Here is a 26095-nt window from a genome sequence, read left to right on the forward strand (position 1 = left end):
AAACAATGAACGATCACTCATCTGGCCGCCGCCAGGTTTTGCGGGCGGCGGGTGGACTGCTGGCCGGTCTCGCCGCCAGCAGCGTGCTGCCCGTACGCGCCGCCGAGCCGCGTAAGCTGACACGCAACACTGACACGGTGCGCATCGGCTGGGGCTATGGCAGCCTGCCCGATATCGCGAAGCAACGTGGCGTGTTCGAAAAAACGCTTGCCGCGAAGGGCATCAAGGTCGAATGGATCGGCCCGTTTCCGAACCACGCACCGTCCATCCAGGCCGTGGTCGGCAACAGCGCTGACTTCGGCTTCTGGGGCTCGACAACGCCCGCGCTGGCCGCGATGCTCGCCGGCTCGCCTATCGTCTTCACTGCGTTCGACGTCTATTCGCCGCGCTCGACGGCCATCATTGCGAAGAAGTCGAGCGGCATCAATTCGGTCGCCGATCTCGCAGGCCGCAAGGTCGCCGTCAACCGGTCGGGACTCGGCGAGTTTTTGCTGATTGCAGCGCTGGAGAAGAACCATATCGATCGCGACAAGGTTCAGTTCGTCTACCTGAATCCACCCGATGCCGCGCCCGCGTTCGCGCAAGGCAAGGTGGACGCCTGGTCGATGTGGTCGCCGGCCGTCGATATCTCGCGGTTTTCGAACGACGCGCACGATATCTTCAACGAAGGCCGCGACCTCGAATTTCTGATCGACTACAGCTCGCTGGTGACGCGCCGCAAGTTCGCCGACGAGAACTCGGAACTGGTGCGCGCGGTGATCGACGCGTATTACGTCGAAGGCGCGTGGCAGTCGGCGCATCCTGTCGAATCCGAACAGCTCGTGCAGCGCGAAGCGAAATATCCAGACCAGGTACGCGACTATCTGGCGAGCCTCAAGCGCGTCAACCAGTTCCACGAACCCGACGACGCGGCATTCATCGCGCAGTTGCAGCGCGCCGCCGATTGGCTCGCCGAACGCAAGATCATCAACTCGCGCATCAAGGTCGCGGATTACAGCGTCAAGGTTTGATGCAGCCGCCCATGAACGCACACCACACTATCCGCGAGGAGCGCCACACGCATGGCTGACTCTGATCCAACCATCGCTCATAGCGGACAGCCGAAGCTGGTTTCGCCGTTGTCCGTTGCGCTCGGCCTGTCGGGTGTCATCGACGATATCGCATCGACTGCGGCGGAGCGTGAACTGGCACACCGTCTGCCGCACGACGAGATCGGCACACTCAAGGCGCACGGCTTCGGCGCGTTGCGCCTGCCCGCCGATGCCGGTGGGCACGGCCTGAGCTTGAGCGAACTTCTGACGGTAGCCCGCGATGTAGCGGCGGCAGATTCGAATATCGCTCACGCGTTTCGCAACCACTTGTGGCAAGTCGAAGCAGCGCTCCGGCGACGAGATCATCCCTTTCACGCTCACGTGCTTGCATTGACTGCGCAGAAGAAAACGATCGGACTGAGTTTCGCCGAAACCGATGCGCCCGCAGCAGGCGCACGATCGAGCCGCGTGCTCAGCAAGCTCGAATGGGACGATACGCAACAGCACTACGTCGGCTCAGGCGACAAGGTCTACGCGACGGGCAATCTGTATAACGACGCCTTCGTCGGCGTCGCTGTCGAAAGCCGCGAGGGCCGCACCGTGCAATACGTGCTCGAGCGCGGCAAAGGCGTCAGCGACGATGACGACTGGCAGGGTTTTGGCCAACGCCTGACGGGATCCGGCACCGCGAGATTTCGTACTGTGACGGTCCCCGCCGCGCATGTTTATCCGCAGGATCCGCCGCGCTCCGACGAAGCTGCGCCTTGGGGATTTACCTTCCATCAGGTGTATCTGACGAACTGCATTGCGGGCATCGCGCGACGCGTCGCGTTGGACGCGGTCGACGTGCTGCGCGCACGCAAGCGTAACTTCTATCACGGCGAAACCGCGCATCCCGCCGACGAGCCTGTGCTGCAGGCCTTGCTTGGCCGCATCCGCGCATATGCCGCGAGCGTCGAGGCGACAGCCGATCGGGCGGTCAGCGCGCTGCAGCGTGCATCGGACGCTTATGGCACGACCGACGAATATGACGCGACACTCGCTGCAACATTCGCGGCTTCGGAGGCCAAGGTCGTGATCGACGATCTCACGCCGCAGATTGCCACCTGGCTGATCGATCTCGGTTCAGGCTCGGTTGTCTCACGCGTCGGCGCGCTCGACAGGCACTGGCGCAATATCAAGGTGATTGCCTCGCACAATCCGCGGCTCTACAAAGAACGTCTGCTTGGACAAAACCTGCTGACCGGGAAGCTTCCGCCGACAGGCGCATTCTTCTGATAGCAACAGGCCACGTCGTCACGTGGCCCGCTGTCATTCTGTGCGATCAGCCGGCAAGCAGGCGGCGCACGCGCGGCGCCACTTCTTGCGCGAAGATACGCATATCGGCCTCGAATGGCTGAAACTGCAGCATAAACAGTTCGATGCCCGCACGATGGAACTCAGCGATACGCTGCGCCACCGTGTCGTAATCACCGACCAGCCCCGCCGCCGTTCCGCCGTTCGATCCCACGCGCGCCGATTGCGCGAAAGTCTGGATCATCACCACGTTGGGATCGATATTCGCCTTCTGGCGCTCGCGCAATGGCTTGTCGAGTTCGGCGAGTGCAAAGAGATGCGCAAGGTGGGCGTCGGCTTCGGCCTGCGTCGGCCGCGCAATCACGAACGCCGACAAGCCGAAGCGCAATGGAGCCTGCCCCGCTCGCCGGGTTCGCGCCGATACATCGCCGATCAGGCGCGCGACATCGTCATACGGCTGGCCATTGATGAACCACACATCGCCGTGCGCCGCCACCAGCGAGCGCGCCGGCTCCGACTCTCCGCCCACGTAGATGCGCGGACGTGCGCGGAACGGGTCGGCGGGCCGCAACGCGTAGTCGTCGATACGGAAATGATCGCCGTGATGATTCAGCGTTTCGCCGCGCAACAGCGCATCCACCACTGCGATCCATTCGCGGCCGTATGCATAGCGTTCATCGTGTTCAGGGAACCCGATGCCAGCACGCTCGAGTTCCGGACGGTTCCACGCGTTCACCAGATTGATCGCGAACCGTCCGCCGCTGATGTGCTCGATCTGCTGCGCCATCTTTGCCAGCACGACGGGATGATAGAGATACGGCTTGATCGCAGCGATGATCTCGATGCGCGAAGTCAAAGCCGCCAGTGCCGCTGACGCCGTCCACGCTTCGAGTTGATCGAGCGAAGCGTCGTGCGGGTTGATTGTATGCTGCGCGACGAGCACCGAATCGTAGCCGAGTTGCTCAGCCTCCAGCACGAGTGCCTTGTTGCGGGCCCAGGATGCATCGTAGGGTTCGTCGGGGTCCTGCAACGCTGCACGGCTGCCGTGCACGAGCGCCCAAATACCGAAGCGCGGGAGTGAGGTTGTTGCCATCAGTGCCTGATCGATACACGTCCATTGAGGACATGTATGCTACCGCTGCATTCGTTCGCGCGATCTATTTTGTGCTGCTATCGATTTATCGAAATGGCATGTTGCAAACATGCTGTCGATGCCGCTCAGCGTGTGTTCTGACCGTTCTCTTCAATAGACAAGGCATCGATATTTACTAGATTCTTGTCGGCTGGACCAACTATTCGTACCAGAACCGCGAGAACGACCCACACCGCGCTCAAGACTTTCTGCAGCGCATTGCCAGGTCCGGCCGCTGATGCACGGCGCGAAACAGCGGACACTCAACTGCCGGGGCGGTCCAGTCATCCGGTTCCCAAAGAGCCGAATTGCGGGTTGAGTCCAGTGTTTTTCGACGCTTCGATTCGCCCGGTTGCGGCCTAAGCTTTGGCTCAATGTTCTGCACCGAAACAACGAGAAACAGCGATGTCCACACGACTTCAACGGGCGTCTCGCGCGCTCGGCTCTGCCCTTGCCGTCGTGACACTGGTCATGTCCGGCCCGGCGCTAGCCAGACATCCGACCCCAAGCGCCCCGCTATCCGTCGACGATCAGATTTTCATCAAGCTGCGTGACGCTGCGCGCGACAACGATCCTGCGCGCGCCGCGCGCCTCGCAAGCCTGATTCCGAATTATCCGGCGCCCGCTTATCTCAGCTATTTCCAGATCAAGCCACGTCTGTTCATCGGCGCAGGGCATCCAAATCCCGACGCCCCGGACGCGCCGGTGCTGTCCTTCCTGCAACGCTACGACGGACAGGCGATCGCCGACCGTCTGCGCAACGACTACCTTCGCGTGCTCGGGGCTCGGCACGACTGGCCCACTTTCGATTCGCAATATGCAAGGTTCGTTCTCGACGACGACGCGCAGGTGAAGTGCTATGCGCTCGAGTCCCGTCTTGCGCGAGGTGAAAATGTGGCGGACGCGGCGCGGGCCCAGCTCGTGGACCCGAAGTGGTACGGTGACGGATGCGTCGATCTGATCACTGCGCTCTACCGTAACCAGCAGTTCGGTTCGGACGACGTGTGGCAGCTGATTCGCCAGGGCTATGAACAGGGCGCGACGACGACGGCCGGAAGACTGGTCGATGCGCTGGGTGCGGCGCGACCGGACCCGCGGCTCCTCGAGCAGGCAACGAACCAGCCACGTCTGCTGCTCGCAAAAGGCATCCCGCTGGATTCGGCGTCTCATCAACTCGCGTTGCTCGCCATCACACAGTTGGCGGCCGGCGACCCGCAGGCTGCCGAGGCCACCTTCACCGTCATCGCGCCGTCGCTCAGCCTGGCGGAACGGGCTATCGGTTGGGGCACGATTGCCTATCAGGCGGCGATCAGGCAGCTGCCGGGCGCGGTGAACTGGTATCGGCTGTCGGCGAACGCGCCCCTGTCGAGTCAAGCCTACGAATGGCGCACGCGCAGCGCGCTGCTGGCCGGAGATTGGACCATGGTGCGCTGGTCGATCGAGCAGATGCCGGCCGCGCTGCGCGCCCAACCCGCATGGGTCTACTGGTACGCACGCGCGTTGAAGCAGAGCGGCGAGGTAATGGCAGCCGACCAGGCATTCCGGACGATCGCGGCTAACTACACCTTCTATGGTCAGTTGGCCTCCGAGGCGCTTGGCGGGCAGATCGTGATCCCGCCGCAGACCCGCGTAACCGACGAAGAAGTTGAACGCGCCAGCCGGATACCAGGCTTTGAACTGGCAAAACGCTTTTATGCGCTAAATCTGCGCACGGAGGGCAACCGTGAGTGGAACTGGCAACTGCGCGGCATGACTGACCGACAGTTGATCGCTGTCGCCGAGTACGCGCGCCGCATCGAGCTTTATGATCGGGCGGTCAGCACTGCCGACAGGACGCAGGCGGAACACGATTTTTCGCTGCGCTACCTGACGCCGTTCCGCACGATTGTAGAACGCGACACGCGGTCCACCGGGTTCGACGTCGGATGGGCATATGGCCTCATTCGCCAGGAGTCGCGCTTTATTATCAATGCGCGCTCCGAGGTGGGCGCGGGCGGCCTGATGCAGGTGATGCCGAACACCGCTGAGATGGTCGCCAAGAAGATCGGGCTCGGAACGATCTCGCGGGCGAGGTTGAACGAACTCGACACCAACATTCTGCTCGGCACGTATTATCTGTCGATGATCTACAACCAGCTTGACCGTTCTGCCGTGCTCGCGACGGCCGGCTACAATGCCGGCCCAGGACGCCCGCGCAGGTGGCAGGCCAACCTGCCTCGCCCAGTGGAGGGCGCAATTTTCGCAGAAACCATTCCGTTCAACGAAACCCGCGACTACGTCAAGAATGTGTTGTCGAATACGGTTTACTACGCAGCGCTATTCGATGGCCACCCGCAATCGCTGACGGAGCGGCTTGGCCAGATCGAGCCACGATGACATAGTCCGCAACGCCGATGTGCGAATTGCACGGGGGCAGTAAGTGTGATCCATCCGCGACACGTATAGCGCTCCTTCTACCTCTGGATGCCGCTGTTGTTGACGAATGGCGCCGTTCGCCGCGTTAGCGGCCTTACGCGCAGCTTCATACTGCGCCCCGTCGATCAACTGAAACGGCCCTTCAGGCGTCGGCATGCCTTGACGATATCGTTCGCTGAAGGGGACATTCCAGAGCGCGCAATCGATTGGTCTCAAATGCAATTGGCCGATCTGCCCAATCCTACATAGGTCACCTCACGACGTTAGATGATGCAGCAATGGCGCATGACGATGGCGTTAAACACTGCATCTTTCGAATCGGCTCTCGCGACGATCGTGGCGGTTCTGTTCACGGTTGCTGGCCTGGTCAATCTCGCGGGACCCGGCGCGGTGAAGCGCGACTTTGCGCGCTGGGGTTACCCGGCATGGTTTCATTTTCTCTGTGGCGCACTCGAACTGTCGAGCGCGGCACTTATTGCTGAACAACAAACCCGAGTCTTAGGTCTGATGCTGGCCGGTGCGATCATGGTCGGCGCGCTCTTCACGTTGCTACGAAATCGAGAGCCGTTCGGGCATCTCGCCCCCGCGTTGATCTTCTCGGCTCTCGTTGTGATTACTGTGACGCTCCGCGGTTGAGGCTTGCTCGCCACCAGGCGAGTAAGCCCGGGACGCCAGTAGTACCGGCCTATTTATCCATTCAAGCATCGGACCGTGTCCGGCCCTTCCGCGCCGCGCCTACCCGCGCCCCGTTTGCATCGCAACAATAATGATCAGGATGGTGCGTGATGCCAAGTAGCCTTACCGCCAGCGACTGGTAAGCGCCATGCACCCTGCATGATGTAGCGATTTTTGCACAGCAACATTTCGTCACACAAAAAGAGTATATTGATTCCGGACGCCTCGGGGTGCAGCACGGGTGTCGAACTGTCGCGTAATCGACCAGATGCGACTCGCCGTGGGCCACGGCTGAAGAGAGAACAAAAAATTATGCAGGAACAGAAATGAATACTTTCGAACAACTTACCGCAGCAAGCGCGGCCTCCAACGGGCGCCGCGGCGGACCGCATTATCGAGCGTCACGACATCGACGGCCGCTCGCTAACGAGTTCATTGATAACTCTTTGAATCAAACGCAATTGACCGTCGCTGTTGCCGGCAATACGCGCAAGGCGAAGTCCCATGCCGTCACCACGCCAACTAAGGAAGTGCAGGTGTGGCGCCCCGAAAACGGGCATTTGACGAAACGACGGTCGAGCTTATCCGACGAAAATCTGTCAGCTGCATCGTCCACTCGCTCACAACGTTGAGTTGACCGGACGTGGAGTCCCTTGCTGGGACGGCGACAGACAATTTTCTTCCTTAGTACTACGGCAGTCATTTTCTCGACTTTTGGCGAGAGCCCTAAATTCGAATGCAATGCCCGCTTATCCAGCGGAGCAACATCGTGCTTACTGACCGCGAGATTGCGGAGCATGCGTCATGTACCAGCCCGTTGGCCATCCGCCGGCACCTTCGTGTTGCTACCGCTGACCCGTTCTTTCCCGGTTTTTAGAATCCGACAAGGCAAGCTATGAATTTCAGCAACATGAAACTCGGCGTCAAACTTATCGGCGCCTTCGTCCTTATTTCCATAATCAGCGCCATCGTTAGTGGGATTGGCGTGCGCAATATGGCGCTGATAAGTGGAAACGCAGACAGGACCTACCGACAGGACCTTGTCGGGCTTAACCAGATCCAGCAGGCAAACGGCGACGTGCTCAGAGTCGGCACCTATTTGCGTAACGCGATCCTGGCGTCATCGGCTGATGCGCGCAATACCGAAATCGAAAAGGCGGAGAAAGGTCTGGCCTCAGCACGCGAGCACCTGACGCAGGCTGAACCGCTTGTGTACAGCGAAAAAGGTAAGGCGATTTTTTCGGACCTCGACAAGAGCTGGGAAGACTTCGTCCAGGCATTCAACGAGATGAAAGCCCAGATCAAGGCGGCGGGACCGCAAGAAAAGGATAGCCTGACTCAATACTTGTTGAACGAGTACCACCACAAGGGATACAAAACGCTCGTCCTGATGGGCGACCTCGTTAAGGTTAAACAGGCAGACGCACAGACGACCGCCGCCGACAATGACGAGGTGTATGACCAGGGTCGCGACGTGATGCTTATTCTGGTGGCAATTTCTGTGGTTACCGGCGTCGGCATCGGTGTCTGGCTAACGCGCGCTATCACGCGTCAACTGGGAACTGAGCCTGGAACAGCTGCAGCATTGGCGCAGAGCGTAGCCGCAGGTGACCTTACCGTGCATATCGACCTGCGATCAGGCGATACATCCAGCCTTATGGCATCGATGAAGGCTATGCGCGACTCCCTGACGCGTGTCGTTTCCGATGTGCGCGAAAACGCCGAAGGTGTAGCGACGGCGAGCGGGGAAATCGCGCAAGGCAATCTGGACCTCTCAAGCCGTACAGAGGAACAGGCAGCGTCGCTGGAAGAGACAGCATCCAGCATGGAAGAACTCACGGCTACAGTCCGTCACAACACGGACAACGCAAAGCAGGCTGCTACCCTCGCGGGCACGGCGTCGAACGTCGCGCAACGCGGCGGCGAGATTGTGGGGCGTGTAGTCGAGACGATGCATGACATTTCCGAGAGCTCGACCAAAATGTCCGAAATTATCGGCGTGATCGAGGGCATCGCCTTCCAGACCAACATCCTCGCATTGAACGCAGCAGTTGAAGCGGCTCGCGCAGGCGAACAGGGGCGCGGATTTGCCGTCGTAGCGGGCGAAGTCCGTACGCTTGCACAGCGCAGCGCCACGGCAGCCAAGGAAATCAAGGAACTGATTTCCGACTCCGTTAGCCGGGTGGACGCCGGCTCAAGTCTGGTCGAGGAAGCGGGTAGCGCGATCAACGAAGTCGTGACGTCTGTGAAACGTGTGACGGACATCGTGGGTGAAATTTCCTCAGCTTCACACGAGCAGAGCACTGGCATCGAACAAGTGAATCAGGCGGTCAGCCAGATGGACCAGGTGACCCAGCAAAACGCTGCACTGGTGGAAGAAGCGTCGGCCGCTGCGCAATCAATGGCGGAACAGGCCCAACGCCTGCGCACATCGGTTGCGTTCTTCAAGGTCGAAGGCGTACAGACTATGTCCCGCTCAGAGATGCTTCCAAAAAAGCAGCCGAAGCCGGCAACTCGAAGCACTAGTGCACGCTCCGCAGTCGCATCAAGTCTCGTCAGTGCGCGCAGCGCAGCCGCCGCCACTGGCGACAACGCTGCGCAATGGCAGACATTCTGATGAGGCAGAGCCGACATGGCCGCTGCATAGACACAGTTTGCTACGACGAAGCTGCGATGCCCCGAAGTAACTGTCCCACGCACGTTTGATAGCGCAAGACAAGAACGATCAACAGCCGGCCGGGGGCGTCCCGGCTTCATCCTTGTCGGCATAGTTGATGCCCCGGAAATCGCCGTCGTGCGCACCCGTCGGTCACGTGCCCTCGATAGCAGAACCGGTAAACGGTAGTCATGGACGGAGACCCACGGTCCGTTTCCCTGTAGAGGGCCGTGGATGCTGCACGAGTCGCGATCACAGTGAAGTGCAGCGCGTTAAGGGCCGTCTCGCCGGCTCCTGAACCAGGCAAGATCCGTTTGTAGCCCGACCGTTGAGAGCGCGCCGGATAACGAACGGGTCAGGAACGGTGAGGTTCGATTAACGGTTTTCGTTCATGGTCAGAAAAACTATGTCACACGCTCCTGTTAACGTCTCGAACGCAGTCGTGAAATCGTTGGAGTCGGCGAAGATAGAACACGTTTTTCTCGTTCCGGGAAAGCTCGTCTACCCTCTGCTCGACGCTATTGATGAATCACCTTCTATTCGCGCAATCGTTGCCGCCCACGAGACGGGCAGCGCATTCATGGCGGATGGCTATGCGCGGGCCAGCCGGAAGTTTGGCGTCTGTCTGGGCATATCTGGTCCCGGCACGATGAACTTTGTGCCAGGCATGGCAGCCGCGCAGGCAGATGGAATCCCCGTGCTTTATGTTGTCGGAGGCGTCTCCTCACGAGCAGAAGGTAAAGGTGCTTTCCAGGACGCAACGCCGGGCGGTATCTTCGAAAGCACTGTCGTCACAGGCCTGGTCGATGAAGTCATCGAACTTAAAAACAAGGACAACTTCCTGGCTGAAATGCGTCGTGCAACAACTGGTTTGAACTGGATGCGCCGGGCCCGCTCCTTCCTCAGCATTCCGGTCGATATTCAGCGCGAGACTCTGCCTGGGCACGAGGTCGTCCGCAAACCCTACGAGCACGCCGAATTTAACACCCGGGAAGTTCCTGCAGACCGTGTTGCACTTGATGCGCTGTGCGACCGGTATCTGCTTAAACCGATTAGAGTCGCCTTCCTGATAGGGAGCCGCGGCAACGACCGGGAAACCGCAAGTGCCATTCTGGCGGTCGCGGAGAAATTCCGGATCCCCGTCGCCACAACCCTTTCGGGGAAAGGCGCCTTCCCCGAGAAGCATCCGCTCTCGCTCGGCGTCTACGGGTTCTCGAGCCACTCGCGCGCTGCCCGTGCAATCAATTCCGACGAGCTTGATGCACTCATCGTCTTCGGCTGCGACCTCAACCAGCGCGACAGCATGAACTGGAGCAGACGACTGACAACCGGCAAGGAGCTCGTCGTCATTGACGACAGTTTCGAACCGCCAGTAACCGGACACATCGAGCACGCAAGCATTTTTTCCGGGATTCGCGCCTCCTTCCGGTGGCTAGCCAGCAAACAGCCCGAGCAGACGAGTGATTTCCTGATGGCCCTGCACGAAAGAAGGGCGTGGCTGGAGGACATCGGAAGAACGCCGCTGTATGACCCCCAGTTCGAACAATTCCCTGCCCCAACCTCAGGTGAAGAGCCGCCGCTTTATCCCGGCGACGCGGTGAAGCATCTATGCCGACTACTGCCGCCGGACACCAACGTTGTCGTCGACTCGGGCGCTCATCGTATATTCATGGCGCACTACTGGCTCTCGTCCGGGCTAGGGAATTACTTTTCATCGAATTCCCTTGCTCCGATGGGTTGGGCGATAGCCGCTGGGATTGGTGTCAAGCTCGCCGCCCCCGAACAAGCTTGTATCGTGGTTACCGGCGACGGATGCATGATGATGCACGGGACGGAGATTCAGACAGCAGCGCGATACGGGATAAGGATTATCTTTGTCGTCTTGAACAATGCCGCTCACGGCGCGATCCATATCGACGCAATCAGCAACGGCGCCATTTCAGAGCGATTTACCAAACTCCCGACGCATGACTGGACGGCCTTCGCACGGTCACTTGGCGTGGCGGCTTGCAAAGTTGAACGCATTGATGATTTCGAGGGAGCGCTCAACGATGCATCACGACAGGACGGTCCATTCCTGATCGAAGTCATGACGGGGGTCTTCCCTGCTCCCAATCGGTACTATGTGGAGGCAGCGGCATGCGCGTGATACGTCGCGTAGCACTTTGCGTAACTAGCTTTGTGCACACGGAATCGACTTCGCGAGTCAGAAGTCGCAGCAAGTAGACGGAAGCCCGGGTGACGGCGGCCCGGCGCCGCCATTTACCCGGTCGCCGCGCGCCGGTCCCCGCCAGAGGCGGAATGCCTCGAGGCGAAGTGGGCAACTCATTTGCCCTATCGGCAGGCGGCGGATATCTCAAGAAAGTGCTTCCGCTGGACAATGGCATCTCGTCGAGTGGCATCAGGCATCGGATTCTTGAGCTCGGGAAACAGCTTGGCCCTGAAATCGGGCGCGCCCTTGCAAAACTACCCCAGCCTGGCGCAGACGAGCAGGTTCGCGAGCGCAATCGTGTCACCGCCATGAGCGGCGACCCGGCGCGGCTACACAATTGCCACCCTGCGAAAGCCCCGGCCGTCACGTGAACATCGTCGCGGGAACGGCGACGTTCACCGACTGCCGGATCAAGTCGGACTCAAGTAGATCAGATACTTATCTCCATTGACTTCGCGAATACCAAGGCTTCTCCCAAATGGCCACTACCCTCTATTAGGGCCGCACAAATATTCTCCGCGAGGGGCAGTTCATACCAGAAACAGGCCGGTTGACGGCCATATTTAATGTCAAGTACCGATATTGCACCGGTCAGACGAGCGCTGGGCAGTAGCGACTTCTCCTCCGGATAATGGTGCGTGACATATGAGACCATGAGGCAAGACCTTTGCAAGGCAAGAAAAGAAAGAGCCTCGTCCTCCAACGACAACTCATCGACATACAAAATAAGTGCACACCACTGAAACAGTCGATCGTTTCCAACCACTTGCAGTGCGGAGTCGGTCGAGCACAGTCCCTCATAATCCGGACCAGACACCATGGCAACGCTAGAGGCCAACTTCAGCAATTTGGTAAGTAGCAACGGCGATCGCTCGACCGCTCTTACCAGCCGGTGACGCGATGCATCGTCCACAATTAGCTGCATAACTAATATCACCGCTTCCGCTGGGGTTGAAATTTTTCGTCTACTATGTATTTCAGGCCGACTAAAAAAATACCCTTGAAAGAGGGTCGCCCCAGCTTCACGTGCCTGATGAAATGCGCTCCACTCTTCGATTTTTTCGGCGAGAACCTTCTTACCGGCGGACGATAAACTGCGGCAAATTTTGACACGCTCGTCCGGATGTATCGTCAACCAATCGACCTTGACGATATCGACGTCGGAAAGCAATTGAGCCATCTCAGACGTGTAAGCACAGACGTCGTCCAAAGCAATTTTGAACCCTCGCTCTCTTAGGCTTCGGCACGTCTCAATTAGCGCAGGCGTGATGACACAAGTTTCGAGAATCTCTAAAACAAAACGCTCAGGCGGCATTAGTAGCAACGCTGGCGATTTCAGAAAATCTTCCGAACAATTAATGAAGCAAAGGCTTCCCTCCGTCAGCTTCTCGAGTCCAAAGTCAACCAGAGTTGTCGAAAGCACCGAAAGAGTGCTGGTTAGATCGTCTTCTATGCACGCAGTGCTATCGCCCCTTTTTCGAAATAGCAGCTCGTAACCAACGACCCGAAGATCGATGTCCACAATTGGCTGTCGCGCAACGAATGAGTAATTCTCCTTGCTTTCCCCACATTTCGTTCCGGCGGCTAAGTACATTCGACTTCCCGATAAATCATGTCGTTCTTCCGCCAGTAACGGCGGTCGTGCGCTGCGTAATGCATTGGCTCCTGTAAAGACTCGAATTAGCCCGATCGCACCCTGCGTCCCATTGACGATCCGGCGGAAATCGATCCAAGGCTGAATATTCGTCCGCGAAAACTATGTATCGACGAATTCGTCGCTAGCGTCGGCTGATCAAAGTAAAACCACTGTGTAATTAGCGATACATTTGCGGGCAATGTCAGATTCGGCAAGCCAACTGAAGTCGCGGGTCCCTATCGTCGTCGATTACGAGACGGATACGATGGGGTGAATGCGCGCGTGTCAGGTTACGTAGCCCAGCGTCATAGATATTCGGCGATCATGCTCTCACTACGAGTCACTTTTCGTAGCACGGCGGTATCCACCGACCGGTTCAGTGAAAGAAAAGGAGCTATCGGGACTTTCTCGAGATCAGCTTTTTTATGTCGGCCGCTCCGAAACCGCCTCGTAAAGGCGATCGAAAAGGCCCGGCTCCAACGGCCATGACGATCCACTAGAATCTGTGACAATCCAATCACCTTTTGCAACGCACCTCCACCCCTCTGGTGTCGCTATCGCCCAACCGTCCCCGCGCGCGACAACCGCCGGATGATCGCCCGGCGCCCACCACCGACTCCCGGTGACTAGCTGTGAACGCTTGCGGTAGAAGGGCTGCTTGTAACCTCCGAATTCTTTCAATCTTCCCCCCGAATTAAGATGGCATCGCCAGGCCAGTGGGCGGTATGTTCGACATGGGAGTGCCATCATACAACGTGGCACATTGATAAGGATAACTCGTAAATACGCTCGGATAATCCAAGTATCGACGAAATCCGACATGGATTGCTCCCGGCTCGCGCAAGGGAGCGACGAGCCAGTACCGTCACTTTTCGCGTGGCTTAGGGAAGCGCGTTATGATCAAGTTGCCGCGCGCCTTCCAACAGTCAGCATGGAATCGAACGCCGGAAGCTCCTGCGAGTTCCGATCTCGGTGTCAAATTTCACCACGCGCAAATCGATCACGTACAGCGGCAGTGCGTTTGAAGCGTCGTTATACATGTGCGTCTTCCCATGCCCGATCACCCGATGCTAGGACTAACCCGATGCACGGCCAATCGGCAGCGACGGATTGTGTATTCAGGAAATGCTGATTTGAAGCGTCAGGAATTTCCTCGGGAAGCGCAACGCGAGCCACCGACATACAACAGTTTTTGCGTACCAGCGGCGGCTTGCAGAGGCGCGCGACGTTTACGGATGTCGCAAATACGTTTCTCGTCGCGCTGTTCACGTTTTACATTCTGTGGCAGCTGCTCACGCGGCACCTGGCGGCGATCGCGCGCAGCGTCAGCGACTACGATTTCCACGAGCCGCCGTCCCCCGTTCGTTCTGCAGCGCAAGCCGTCGAGCGCGAAGCGCGGCACATGGCGGAAGCGGCCAGCACCTGCTGGCGGAGAGGGCAGTCTGCGCGACGCTTTGTAACACGCCAGGGAAGTCACTGTGGCGCAGCCGGTTTTTCGCGATCAGCCTACGGCCTTCAGCATCGATTGACCCGCACCTGTGTCGCCGGTACGGAAGAACGCGACAGCTCGCGTCAACTGCCGCCCCTGCTCTTCGAGTGAAGCTGAGGCGGCCGCTGCCTCCTCAACAAGTGCCGCATTCTGCTGCGTCACCTCATCCATCTGCGTGATCGCCTGGTTGATCTGCTCAATGCCCCGGCTCTGTTCGCCCGATGCCGCCGCGATTTCGCCCATGATATCCGTCACCCGGGCGACGGCCTGCGTCACTTCCGCCATCGTTCTGCCGGCTTCACCCGCGAGCGTCGAGCCGTCGTGGATCTTCTGCACCGACGAGTTGATCAGATCCTTGATTTCCTTAGCCGCGCTCGACGAGCGCTGTGCAAGACTTCTGACTTCGCTGGCCACTACAGCAAATCCACGCCCCTGCTCACCGGCGCGCGCAGCCTCTACGGCGGCATTCAGTGCAAGGATGTTTGTCTGAAAAGCAATGCCTTCGATTATCCCGGTAATATCCGCGACCTTCGTCGAGCTCTCACTGATTTCGGTCATCGTCGCCACGACGCGCCCAACCACGCTACTGCCTTTCTGCGCGACTTCAGACGCGTTGGCGGCTAGCGCACTCGCCTGCTGTGCGTTCTCCGCGTTCTGTTTCACGGTCGATGTCAGTTCCTCCATGCTGGACGCGGTTTCCTGCAGCGACGACGCCTGTTGCTCGGTGCGGGACGAAAGATCCTGATTGCCGGTGGCAATCTGGCTTGACCCGGTGGCAATATTGTCAGCGGACGACCTGACCTTTCCGATCAGATCGACGAGGCTGGTCCGCATCTCGCCCATGGATGCGAGCACGCTACCCGACGGGGCATCCTTCGTACCGGCAACGGGGCCAAGATCACCCGTGGCGACCCGTCGGGTCGCTTGAGCCAGGGCCGTCGGCTCAGCGCCTAGCGCGTGTAGCAGATCCCGCGTAATCAGGACGCCGGCGAGCACCGCTATCGCAAGAGAGCCCAGACAGATGGCAATCAGCAGATTGCGCTGACTCCCGAACTGGTCTTCCGCCTCGCGGACCATTTCCACGGCACGTTCGCGGGTAGCGTCCGCAAACTCGTTGGATGCCTTGATCAGGGCAGCAAGCAGGGGACGGCATTTTGTATCGATTTCGTTGATCGCAGCTTCCTTCTGACCGCTCAGCGCCAGCCGGTCGATGTCCAGCGCCACGGGTTTATAAAGCGCCTCGATTCGTGAAATCTCCTCCGCGAGAGCGCGCGTCTTCGTGCTCATGTCCTGAGCGACAGCAACCATCGCGTTGAATTTTGCCAGTCGACTTTCGACGGCCTGTTCTGCATCGTCAACAGCTCTCTTCTCTGTTTCGACGTCGGCAGGCGTGGTGACGAGAACCAGATTGCGAACTGCCATTGCACGATCGTCAACGGAGGCACGAAGTGAGGCGGCCATTTCAGCGCGAGCGTTGATGCCGTTCACGTAACCGGCAAACCGCTCGTTGGAATCGTTCAGTGCTTTCAGTGCCAGCAGGGAACTGATCAGGACAACCATGACAAGCAGCCCGAAGGAAACGGTCAGCTTAACTTTCACCGGCAAATTCGTTAATTTCATGTGCACTCCCCTTGCGACTATTCGCGTGATGAAACGACACTCCGCAGTTTGAGACACCTACGTTGGCTTTCGAAGATGTCGCGCCTTGCATAATGCATAACGGCTCAAAAACGTCCTTACTGAAGCGGGAGCAAACCTCAGTGTGCTTCCTGCCAAGCTTTGCTCGACACGGAATTTTTCTGTCAGTGCAACGCGTCTGTTGGTAAGCCCAAGACGCCGCGGCTCGAATTCGGCCTCAACTCGATCAAACGCGCCGAGACCCGTCGAGATGCCGACACACTTGCCAACGGCTTCCCCGCACGCATTGGCCAGCGGCGCCACGGCAGCGAAGAGGCTTTGTCACATTGCCAAGCTAGCCGCGCAGAATTCCTATGATGAATAATTCCTGATTGCTGCTACGGTCATCATTCAGTTGAGTTTGCGCGGTATTGAAGACGGCTGTTCGTGGCGCTGAATTTGAGCAGACGACTTGCATCCAGATACGGCAGCGTTGAGACGATAAAGCAAGCCCTGACGAAACATTCGGCTATGGGGGCTTAGGTCCCGATTTGTCGCTGTCACTCGAATGCGGAAATGGCTAGGCCATCGCGAAGGTGCATCCTCGCGAAGCTCGATGCTTAAACAAATGCGGATTCGAATGGAACGGGTCATGCTGAGCCTGCGAGCGGATCCGCCTGCGCGCAACACACACGATTCCTGCCATTGCGCTTGGCGCGGTAGAGCGCCATGTCCGCCTGATGCGACAGCGCATCTACGGAAGCGTGCCGCCCGCGCCGACTTGTGGCACATCCGATGCTGACGGTGAATGCCGGTACCGTCTGCGCGCATCCGTCGAGCCGGTTGCGCTCCACCTCGCGGCGAATCGCCTCGGCGACCCGCGCGGCACCGTGGTCGTCCGTATCGGGCAACACCGCGACGAATTCTTCGCCGCCGTAGCGTGCGGCGAGGTCGCCGCGCCGCCGCGTATGTGCGCGGATGCATTCGGCGAGAAAGCGCAGCGCCGTATCGCCCAGTGCATGCCCGTGCTGATCGTTGTACTGCTTGAAGTGATCGGCATCGATGAATAGCACTGAAAGACTGCCGCCGCTGCCACGCTGCAGCCGCTCCCATTCGTCGGCCAGCGCGGTATCTAGCGCGCGGCGATTGTGCAGTCCGGTCAGCGGATCGGTGCGGGTGAGGTCGGTGAGCAACTCCTGCTTTCGCAGGTTGTCGCGCAGCGCGAATGCAAGCAGCCATACCGCCGCACAGAACATCGTGCCGATGGCGGATGCCGAAACGCCGACCGTCCAGGACAGGCGCGTAACACCAGCGAGTACATCGCGCTCGGCCGGCGCGACGACAGCGATCAGCGGCGTGCCTGGTACCCGCTGGTATGTGTACAGCCGCGTGATGCCGTCGATGCTCGAACGTGCGGGATAGAAGCCCGATTCGCTGTTCACCATCCGCTCGAAGGCTTTCGAGCGATGCAGCTGGGCCACCTGGTTTTCATTAAGCGGCGGGTTTCTCGCGAGGATCGTGCCGTCCACGCGCAGGATCGCGCTGACCCCACTCGGGCCGATGTCGAGGCGGGACAGAAGCTGCTCAAAATAGCGGAGATCGATGGCTACTACGGCAATGCCGTTAAACGCATGATTGGGTCGCTCAATTCGCCGCGAAAGCGCGATGGATTGCCGGCCGTCTCTCGCGCGCGCGCGATACACGTCGGAGACGTAGAGGCCGATGTTCTCCGAGTCGCGATGGACACGGAAATAATCTCGATCGCTGAAGTTCCAATGGTGTGTTGGCCCGCAACATCCGTCGATCAGCTGGCCGTGCTCATCCGTTGCGCCCATGCCTGTCAGGTATCGGGCTGCGGGGCGCCCGAACAACAAATCGTGGCGCAATTTAGGATCCATCCGTCTCACTGCGGGTTTGCTTAGACTGGATGCGAGCGCGATCAATGCGCCGTCAGACGTTTCGACCGTGCGCCCGATTTGGGTGGCGAGTATAGCTGCGACGTTTCGCGAAGTTTCACGCGCACGATCCACCGCTTCATTGTGTGCCGCCCACAGCGTCGCCGCGCTGATGCCGAGGGCGGCTAGCGACATCAGCGTCCCTATCGCGCCAACCAACAGATGGTTGCGTCCGGCCCAGTCGGCGATTTTCTCGATCGAAGTGAATGCGGGCATGTTCACGCTCATGTGAAAGCCGGCTGCAAGTACCGCGGCGCAGACCAAATTCGTGTTAACGGCGCGACGGTCAGGAAATCGAGGTCGGTATGGCGTCGCAGGGATTTCGCTAACAAGTGCCGCGACGGTACGCCTGCATATTCAGAGCGGTGTGTCATAGCCGTATGCCACAACCGATTCACCGCAGTCGGGATGATTCTGACAGTCCGTCGTTCGTTCGCAGTTCGACATATTGCGCGGAGTACGAAAGTGAAGGAATTCGCGCGACTGCAAGGCAACGGCCGCTTCCCCCACCCGTGGCGGGTCCATCTGCACGATTTCGCACATTTACGCATTGATAGGGGTGTTGACCTGGCCGATGAAACGACTCGACAGGGCGAGTGTTCTTGTTCCTCAGCACTGGCACGCGTATCCGGTAGGTTCGCGACTGCGTCCCATGAAGGCGAAACAGGCATCGTAATGCCGGCGGCGAATGCACTCTCGCTACCCACAGAGTTCCCATACCCGTGGCATGACGTCGGATTCGGAAACGCCCGAACGTGATGTATCTCATGATTAGAACGCTTCCCACTCTGCGTTCGCCATTTCGGCTGGGGCGGCAACTGATCTTGCAGACGAGGCATCCAGTGCCTTCTTCGCTCTCGCCGGTTGCACCCGGTGCGCGAGCGGAACCTTGGAAGCGGGCGGGCGAAGACTGATTTGCGCTAGTGCCATGCTTACTGCAGGTTGCCCTGTTCCGGCCACCTTGAACACGGAAACGGCATCCTTCAGCCTGGTCGCCTGTTCCTCGAGAGACTGCGCCGCCGCCGCTGCCTGTTCGACCAACGCCGCATTCTGCTGGGTCACTTCATCCATCTGGCCAACGGCCTGATTCACCTGTTCGATGCCGCGGCTCTGCTCTTCGGACGCAGCCGCGATTTCACCGACAATATCGGAGACCTGTTTAATCGCCTGCTTGACCTGCCCCATCGTGGAACTGACCTCTGCTGCCTGCGTCGCACCGTCCTGAATCGTTGTCACAGAGGAACTTATCAGCTCCTTGATTTCCTTCGCGGCAGCAGCGGACCGTTGCGCCAAACTGCGAACCTCGCTCGCCACCACAGCAAAGCCTCGTCCCTGATCGCCAGCACGGGCAGCTTCAACGGCGGCGTTCAACGCAAGGATGTTCGTTTGGAACGCAATGCCTTCAATAACGCCGGTGATTTCGGAAATCTTGTTTGAACTGCTGCTGATCTGCTGCATCGTCCCGACCATGGCCTGAACCGAGTCATTGCCCGTATCGGCCATGTTCGTGGCTGACGTGGCCAGCACGTTAGCCTGCCGGGCGTTGTCAGCGTTCTGCTTTACCGTTTCGGTCAGCTGCGTCATGCTAGCTGCAGTTTCTTCGAGCGACGCGGCCTGTTCCTCTGTCCGGGCAGAGAGGTCGAGATTGCCGCTAGCAATTTCGCGCGCTCCCACAGTAACGGACGCGGCAGACGTCTTGATTCCGCGGACCGTATCGCTGAGTTGCTGGTCCATTTTCTTCAGTGCGTCGAGAAGTTGGCCAAACTCCCCACGTGAGTCGACTACGATCTGATTTTCCAGACTGCCGCTTGCGATATGGTTCGCCACGTCAACAGCCCTGTTGAGCGGCTTCGAGATCGCACGGAGCAGATAAGCTGACATGCAAACGGCAACAACAATGCCAACGCCAAGAAGCGCGATTGCGCTCCACAGCGTAGTCCTGAACGTCGACCCACTATCGTCGACAAATCCTTGGGCCTGAGCCAGTTCGAGTGCGGCTGCCTTGTCCAGAGCATTGCTTATAGTCTCAGACACCGGAACAATCTGCTCAATCGCAGAAGATGCTGCGTCGAGATTACCCGCGCTCGCAGCCGTTATAGCTTCGTTCGCGAGTGCTGCAAACTGGGGCAGGCTTTTCCTGACTCCCTCGGCGATCTCGCGTTCCGTGTCGCTAGATACACCATCTGAGTAATAGCGATTCCACGACTTGTTGATCCGGTCAAATTGTTGTGGCATGGCCGCACTGAATTCCGTCGTTTTGGCCGAATCGTGAGCTACCTGAATACGCCTTAGCAGTAGGCGCACGTTCAGTTGGGCTGCACGAACCTCCGACAGTTCAGCAATCGGAACGGTACTGCCAGAATACCCGCCGATCACGTTCGAATTGAGCCTGGACAACCCATACGCCCCAAAGAGTCCGATCATTGCCATTAGTATCACGCACACACTAAACGCGAGAATGATCTTGAATCTGATCGTTTGTACAAAGTTGGCCATTGTGTCCACCTAGGAGTTGATGCCCGGTTCGATACTGCAAAACCGATGGGCACGGGCCAGCATCGCCAGGCCCTTGCATTGGTGAACGGTAATATGCGTCGTTTATTTATGGCAAAGATACTGAATTTACATTAGGGGTTCGCTTCTTTTTTTGTAGGGATATACGAATACGGGAATATACGGACGACACGACCTGACGTGGAAAAGGCTAAGCATCGATCATCCTTCATCCCTTCGCTTCTGCGTACAAGGATCTAAAGCCCAGAATGTTCAGAACGTAATGTTCGTGCGAACGCCGACGACGAACTCATTGCCGATACGTGAGCCGGCGTTGTCCGGTTGAGGAATCCCACCCGAAGGACGGAAAAAGTACTGCGCGTCCGCCTGAAAGATCCACCAGGGCGTGAGTTGACACTGATACGTCGCTTCGATCACAGTCTCGGCGCTGCGCGACGGATAGCCTGGCGTGGTCAGCGCGGCCGTATCGCTGGCGAGGTCTCGCGCGTGCGAGCCGATCTTCGCGTAGCCGACCGCAATCCCGGCGATGTCGTTATCGCGCCCGTTGAACGGCGCCTTGAGCGTCACACCTGTATTCACGCCGAAATCGATCAGATTGCGGTCGCCCGGCGCGCCCATCACGCGTGCAAATACATTGATCGAGCGTGGACCCTCAGCCGATGGACGCCACACCATCTGGTCCGCTACCGCATACAGGCTGTAGTCGCCTGTGTGGCTTTTAGGGATGCCGGTACTCGTCGGATCGGCGAGCGAGCGGCCCGTGTTGTCGAAACGCTGATCCGCGAAATGCTGCGTGTTGTACCAGAAGCCGAGTTTGTAGGTACCCGGTAAGCCTGACGAAGCGCCTTGATACGCAGGATTCTCAGGCGGCGGATTCAACGCGTACTGCACTTCGCCAATGACGAGCGCGCCATTGTGCAGGTTGAAGTTTGTGCCGTGTGCGTTCTGCTGTTGTGGATCGCCCGTGTTGCTGCCAGCGGGATTACCGCCGAACACGCCTGCGAGTACCGTCCATGCATCCGACGGCTTCACACGCACACGGGCGCCGAGCGTCGATAACGGATACGCCGGGCCACCGGCAGGCATGTCTATCGAAGGCAGTGCGGGCCAGCCAAAGGTCGCGTTGATGAATGGCGCGGCGTTTTGGCTGACCATGAATTCCTGATCGAGACTTTGTTGCCCGATCTTTACGTCTGCCTTGCCGCCAAGCAGCGTCTGCTGATACCAGAGTTCCCACAGACGCGTACTTGCGTCGCCCTCGATGCCGCTCGCGGTTTGCAGCGTCTGCAAGTTGCGTTGCGTCAGGCTGGTGCCGTGAATCTGCAACGCCGACACGTTAAAGCTGCCGCCCGCGAGTCCGATCGCCTTATCGAGGTCCACACCGACGGCCAGTTGGGTCAGGCCATCGTAAGCGCCGCCGCGCCGCGTGCCGCCCGTGAGATTACCGAGGTATTCACTCGTTTCCTGCAAGGCGAGTGTCACGCCGTACTGGCCGAGCAAAGGACGCAGGCCACCCATGTCACCCAGCAGAGTCGAACCCTCCCAGAATCCTGTTGGCGCAGCGTTGCTATCCGCGGCGGCTTTCGAAGCGGGTTCTGCGGGAGGCGTGCTCTCGGGCGCCGTTTGCGCGTGGGCGATCGACATCATGCCGAACGAGACCAGCGCGCTCAGACCGGCAGTCATTGCGGACGACAGCCATGTGGTTATCAGTTTTTTCTTCATGACGGGCAGGGACAGGTTGCGCCCTGTCTGTTCACGGACAAGGGCGTTGTAGTAATAGGAGACGCGGAATATGGCGCAAGCGTGAAGTCAGGAGATTTAGCAGAACCACCAGCTGAGCCGCAACGCACTCTCGAGTTCGCCACCCGCCGAAGATGTGGAGAACATCGCCACCATCGCCAACGCCATGGCCATCAGGGCGACAATTGCATAGCCGGTCGGCGTGAGCGGACGTCCACTAAATGCTGCGCGCAATACTGACCGTGCCAGTTCGACTCCAGCCTGGCGCAGTTTCTGGACCACGATATGCCGTAGCTTATGTAATGCACCAATGGGCCCCGACGTGTCGTTCGCCCCTTTGTTCGCAGCGAAATCCGTTGCGCCGCCGCGCATCGGTGCGTTCAGGCTATGCGCTCGTGCAGCGACGGCTGTCATTGGAGGGGCCCAGCGTTCACGTGACCATGCTGGCACGTGACGGACATCGAATGTCACCAGGCGTACTAGAGGCACAGCCCTGACCGATGTAAAAAAAGGAACAACGATGTTGGTGAAGAACATGACCCAACTCCCGCCGGGCCCGACAAGATGTCAGGCAACGTGCAGAGTCCCGTAATGTCAATACGAGACGAACGTAACGAAAGGGGAGCGTGCAATTGAAAGACAGCCGAAACCACTGTCTTCGATGAAGCGCACTAACCCGACTCTGCGAGTTAGCGGCGTAGGCGTATTCCTGCAGCGGCTATCTCGCGGTTGTTTTGCCGGTGCATATATGCATCGGACTTCCACTACCAGGACTCGTTTCCACGGAGGACTCCTTCAAGGCAACGCGGCGGATTGTATGCGGTGAAAAAGGTGGTTGGCAAGTTAAATTTCCGTGAAAAGCGACGCAGTGCGAAACAACTGAATTAACCTTTCGATCCGCTCTCGAACTGACCGTTTCGAAAGCTGTCGTTCACGTTCTACAAACTAATGGGAGATCCTCCGTGGAGTGTTTGAACATATGCTTGTCGCGCCTATAAACCGTTGCGGTTGATGTCGTCGAATTACCTTTTTGACGCGGTCAAGCATGCGCCTCGGTTCGTTCGAAGGGTCTCGTAATCGTGTCTCCGGACGAACCGGGCGCGGCCTTGACCGCCGCCTGATGTAACTGGTGCTCGAAGACCCTGGCATTCGCGTGACCTTCCTGCAAGCTACCATGGCAGGCAAGCCGCTCTGTGAAAAGCTCGGCTTCGTCCATTACCGGTATTCACGAGATTCACGACACGTCACCCTTCACCAGATCTGGCCGCGCGGTCAAGAGACGATACGCTCGCCCGATGCCGGCGGCGTCGCGGAGCGATCCACGATGCCTCGCTCGAAACACAGGAGACACTCTGCCAAGCGCCGTGTTGTCCTCTCGAAAAATACTCTCCTTACGATGGCGAGCGGTCGCCCATCGGCTTATCATTCCGACAGGTCTCGAAAATTTCCGCGAGTTAACGAATTTCGTTTGCGGGCAGGAACCATTCTATGAATGATCCTTTCTGCCGCAGGCTTAGCGGGTAAGGTCCCAGCTCTGATCAATGGACACTCTATGCGCAGGATCGTGAGACTGCTCTTGCTTCTTCTGTATTTGACTGGATCCGTGCCGACCGCGCACGCGACCACAATCGGTGTCGTCCTACCGGGCTCATCGCTTCTTTTCTATCAGGTAATGCTCAGGGGAATACGACAGTCGGCTCATGATCAGCATGTTGATCTGTTGATCCGCAGCCCGTCCGATGGGGAGTCGCTCAATACGCCGAATATCCAGTTGCATATTATCGATTACCTGGTGACGCAGGGAGTCTCCGGTGTGCTACTGGCACCGGAACCCTTGCGGAGCGACACGCAGGTTTCCATCCCCGTTCCTGTGGTCCTTGTCGATCGGGCCAACACCGATTACGACAGCGTCTCGACCGTTTACACAGACAACTTCGGAGCAGGCGGAAAGGCTGCGCTCAGCTTGATACCGGTTTTGAAACGGGGAGCCAAGGTGGCAATGCTGCGGCTCGCGCCCAACGTAAGTTCGACCACCGCGCGGGAAAGTGGATTCTTGAGCGTCGCCCGGAGAGAGGGATGGAATGTGGTGATCGACACCTACGTCGGATATCGCCCCCACGACGCAGAGGTGCTGATCGCTGAGGCGATAAACGCCTACCCGGACCACCTGGACGCGATTTTCGCGCCGGCTGAACCCATTGCCTACGGCGCTTTGCGGGTAATTGAAAGCACGCCAACCGACCAGCGTCCACGCCTTGTGGTATTCGACTGGCGTCCGGAATTTCTGGACGGGCTCAAGCGAGGAATTGTACATGCCGCCATATTGCAGGACCCTTACCGCATGGGTTATCTAGCATTGGCGGCCTTGGCCCGGACACTACGAGGCCATCCCCCGCCCCGGGAAATATTCGTCGATGTGACCACCGTAACGCCGAAGAACATGAACGATCCGGCGATCCGTTCGCTGTTGGCGAACTACGCCAGGTAAGCGGCGTCAGGGACGCATTTTTCGTGACTGGTTCAATTCACAGTGGAATTTCAATGAGACGTTAATCGTCTTGATTGCACGCATCGTGTTCCGCTTCGGCTTCATCCAGATGATCGGCCAGTAGCGCATAGAAAATGCGGTCGTAAAGACGTTCGGATACATCCGCTGACATATTGCAATCGCAATACGTTCTTAAAGCATTCAGGCACGCCGCGCATGTGCAGCGCGCGCTGACGCGTCTACTCGACAATCAGTCCATGCCGGATCGCGTAACGGATTACCTCGGCGTTGTTCGCAAGGCCGAGCTTCTGCATTAGCCGCATCTTGTGCGTGCTGATCGTCTTCGCGCTGAGCGCGCATATGTCGGCGATCTCGTTGACAGTCCTGCCAGCGGCGAGCATCTGCAACACCTGAAATTCGCGGTCGGACAGTACTTCGTGTGGCAGCATGTCGCCGCGGTGCGTCTCGAACACCATCGCATCGACGAGCTTCGGATCGATGAAACGGCCGCCGTCCGCGAGTTTGCGGATCGCCGCGAGTAGCACATTGGGATCGCTGTCTTTCGTCAGATAGCCCGTCGCACCAGCACGAAGCGCGCGCGATGCGACCTGCGCCTCGTCGTGAATGCTCAGCACCAGCACGGGCAATGTAGGCTGCTCGGCACGCACGCGTCGAATCAGATCGACACCGCTTATACCCGGCATCGTCATGTCGAGCAACAGCAGATCGACCGCGCAACCGCGCAGCTTGTCGACGACTTCCGCGCCGTGCGCCGCTTCCGCCGCGACGATCATGTCGCTCGTGGTCGCGATGATCTGCCTGAGTCCGCCGCGCACGATCGCGTGATCGTCTGCAATGAGTATCCTGATCATGGTTTGAGTCCGCCATCGAGCGGAATGTGAATCGAAACTGTCGTGCCGGCGCCCGGCGCGCTGTCGATCGACAGCGTCGCGCCGATCAGCCGCGCGCGTTCATACATGCCGAGGAGCCCGTACGAATACTCGCGGCGCGCCGCGTCACGGTCGAAGCCCCGGCCATCGTCGCAGACGCGCAGTTCTAGCGCGTCCGCCGTCGACACCAGCGACACATCGACGCGCGCCGCCTCCGCATGCCTCGCCACGTTGGTCAATGACGCCTGCACGATGCGGAACACGGCCGTCGCGTGTGCGTCCGACAGCGCGGGCTCGCCGCCTTCGATGCGCAGTTCGCAGGGAATCGCGTTGCGCCGGTTGAATTCGT

At 58.9% G+C, this 26095-nt stretch carries 18 protein-coding genes; 8 read left to right on the top strand and 10 right to left on the bottom strand.

The window, feature by feature from the left end; all coding sequences use genetic code 11:
• Positions 1-5: 5 nt before the first annotated feature.
• Positions 6-1010: an NrtA/SsuA/CpmA family ABC transporter substrate-binding protein gene (locus KFO72_RS22990; protein WP_107203147.1), complete on the top strand. Its 1005-nt coding sequence runs from the start codon at positions 6-8 to the stop codon at positions 1008-1010.
• Between the two features lie 51 nt (positions 1011-1061).
• Positions 1062-2309: an acyl-CoA dehydrogenase family protein gene (locus KFO72_RS22995; protein WP_225033121.1), complete on the top strand. Its 1248-nt coding sequence runs from the start codon at positions 1062-1064 to the stop codon at positions 2307-2309.
• 46 nt (positions 2310-2355) lie between these two features.
• Here KFO72_RS22995 and KFO72_RS23000 read toward each other — a convergent pair whose 3' ends face one another.
• Positions 2356-3420 (bottom strand): LLM class flavin-dependent oxidoreductase, encoded by a 1065-nt coding sequence (locus KFO72_RS23000; RefSeq protein WP_060609892.1) that lies wholly within the window; start codon positions 3418-3420, stop codon positions 2356-2358.
• Between the two features lie 444 nt (positions 3421-3864).
• Between KFO72_RS23000 and KFO72_RS23005 the strand changes: the two genes are divergently transcribed.
• From KFO72_RS23005 to KFO72_RS23025, 5 genes are all read left to right on the top strand, one after another.
• Complete coding sequence (locus KFO72_RS23005; RefSeq protein ID WP_225033134.1) at positions 3865-5835, top strand: lytic transglycosylase domain-containing protein; 1971 nt, start codon at positions 3865-3867, stop codon at positions 5833-5835.
• Between the two features lie 306 nt (positions 5836-6141).
• Entirely contained in the window at positions 6142-6510 is a 369-nt protein-coding gene (locus KFO72_RS23010; protein WP_225033122.1) for a DoxX family protein, read from the top strand.
• Positions 6511-6875: 365 nt separating this feature from the next.
• Entirely contained in the window at positions 6876-7181 is a 306-nt protein-coding gene (locus KFO72_RS23015) for a hypothetical protein (protein ID WP_225033123.1), read from the top strand.
• Between the two features lie 263 nt (positions 7182-7444).
• A complete protein-coding gene (locus KFO72_RS23020; RefSeq protein WP_225033124.1) occupies positions 7445-9166 on the top strand; it encodes a methyl-accepting chemotaxis protein in 1722 nt (573 codons plus the stop codon).
• Between the two features lie 481 nt (positions 9167-9647).
• Positions 9648-11354 carry a thiamine pyrophosphate-binding protein gene (locus tag KFO72_RS23025; protein ID WP_253074229.1) on the top strand — a complete coding sequence of 569 codons (1707 nt, stop codon included), beginning with the start codon at positions 9648-9650 and terminating at the stop codon, positions 11352-11354.
• Positions 11355-11847: 493 nt separating this feature from the next.
• Here the strand turns inward: KFO72_RS23025 and KFO72_RS23030 are convergent, their stop codons facing one another.
• The 7 genes from KFO72_RS23030 to KFO72_RS23060 form a co-directional block, all read right to left on the bottom strand.
• Positions 11848-13011, bottom strand: a complete 1164-nt coding sequence (locus tag KFO72_RS23030) for an EAL and HDOD domain-containing protein (RefSeq protein WP_225033125.1) — start codon at positions 13009-13011, stop codon at positions 11848-11850.
• Positions 13012-14194: 1183 nt separating this feature from the next.
• Positions 14195-14398, bottom strand: a complete 204-nt coding sequence (locus KFO72_RS23035) for a hypothetical protein (RefSeq protein ID WP_225033126.1) — start codon at positions 14396-14398, stop codon at positions 14195-14197.
• A gap of 156 nt (positions 14399-14554) precedes the next feature.
• Positions 14555-16162: a methyl-accepting chemotaxis protein gene (locus KFO72_RS23040; protein ID WP_225033127.1), complete on the bottom strand. Its 1608-nt coding sequence runs from the start codon at positions 16160-16162 to the stop codon at positions 14555-14557.
• 647 nt (positions 16163-16809) lie between these two features.
• A complete protein-coding gene (locus KFO72_RS23045) occupies positions 16810-18330 on the bottom strand; it encodes a sensor domain-containing diguanylate cyclase (protein ID WP_225033128.1) in 1521 nt (506 codons plus the stop codon).
• 555 nt (positions 18331-18885) lie between these two features.
• Positions 18886-20610 (bottom strand): methyl-accepting chemotaxis protein, encoded by a 1725-nt coding sequence (locus KFO72_RS23050; RefSeq protein ID WP_225033129.1) that lies wholly within the window; start codon positions 20608-20610, stop codon positions 18886-18888.
• Positions 20611-20880: 270 nt separating this feature from the next.
• Positions 20881-22350, bottom strand: a complete 1470-nt coding sequence (locus tag KFO72_RS23055) for a carbohydrate porin (protein WP_224102003.1) — start codon at positions 22348-22350, stop codon at positions 20881-20883.
• Positions 22351-22446: 96 nt separating this feature from the next.
• Complete coding sequence (locus KFO72_RS23060; RefSeq protein WP_225033130.1) at positions 22447-22905, bottom strand: hypothetical protein; 459 nt, start codon at positions 22903-22905, stop codon at positions 22447-22449.
• Between the two features lie 1015 nt (positions 22906-23920).
• Here KFO72_RS23060 and KFO72_RS23070 point away from each other — a divergent pair.
• Entirely contained in the window at positions 23921-24856 is a 936-nt protein-coding gene (locus KFO72_RS23070) for a substrate-binding domain-containing protein (protein WP_062918789.1), read from the top strand.
• A 239-nt stretch (positions 24857-25095) separates the two neighbouring features.
• Here KFO72_RS23070 and KFO72_RS23075 read toward each other — a convergent pair whose 3' ends face one another.
• Together KFO72_RS23075 and KFO72_RS23080 are read right to left on the bottom strand one after the other, a co-directional pair.
• The gene (locus KFO72_RS23075) at positions 25096-25728 is read right to left on the bottom strand and encodes a response regulator (protein ID WP_176054218.1); all 633 of its coding nucleotides are present in this window, start codon (positions 25726-25728) and stop codon (positions 25096-25098) included.
• A partial coding sequence (locus KFO72_RS23080; protein WP_263627777.1) for a sensor histidine kinase occupies positions 25725-26095 on the bottom strand: 371 nt, incomplete at its 5' end. The genes KFO72_RS23075 and KFO72_RS23080, both read right to left, overlap by 4 nt.

Origin of the sequence: Paraburkholderia sp. XV, from assembly GCF_020177535.1 — a bacterium.
Lineage (GTDB): Bacteria > Pseudomonadota > Gammaproteobacteria > Burkholderiales > Burkholderiaceae > Paraburkholderia > Paraburkholderia caribensis.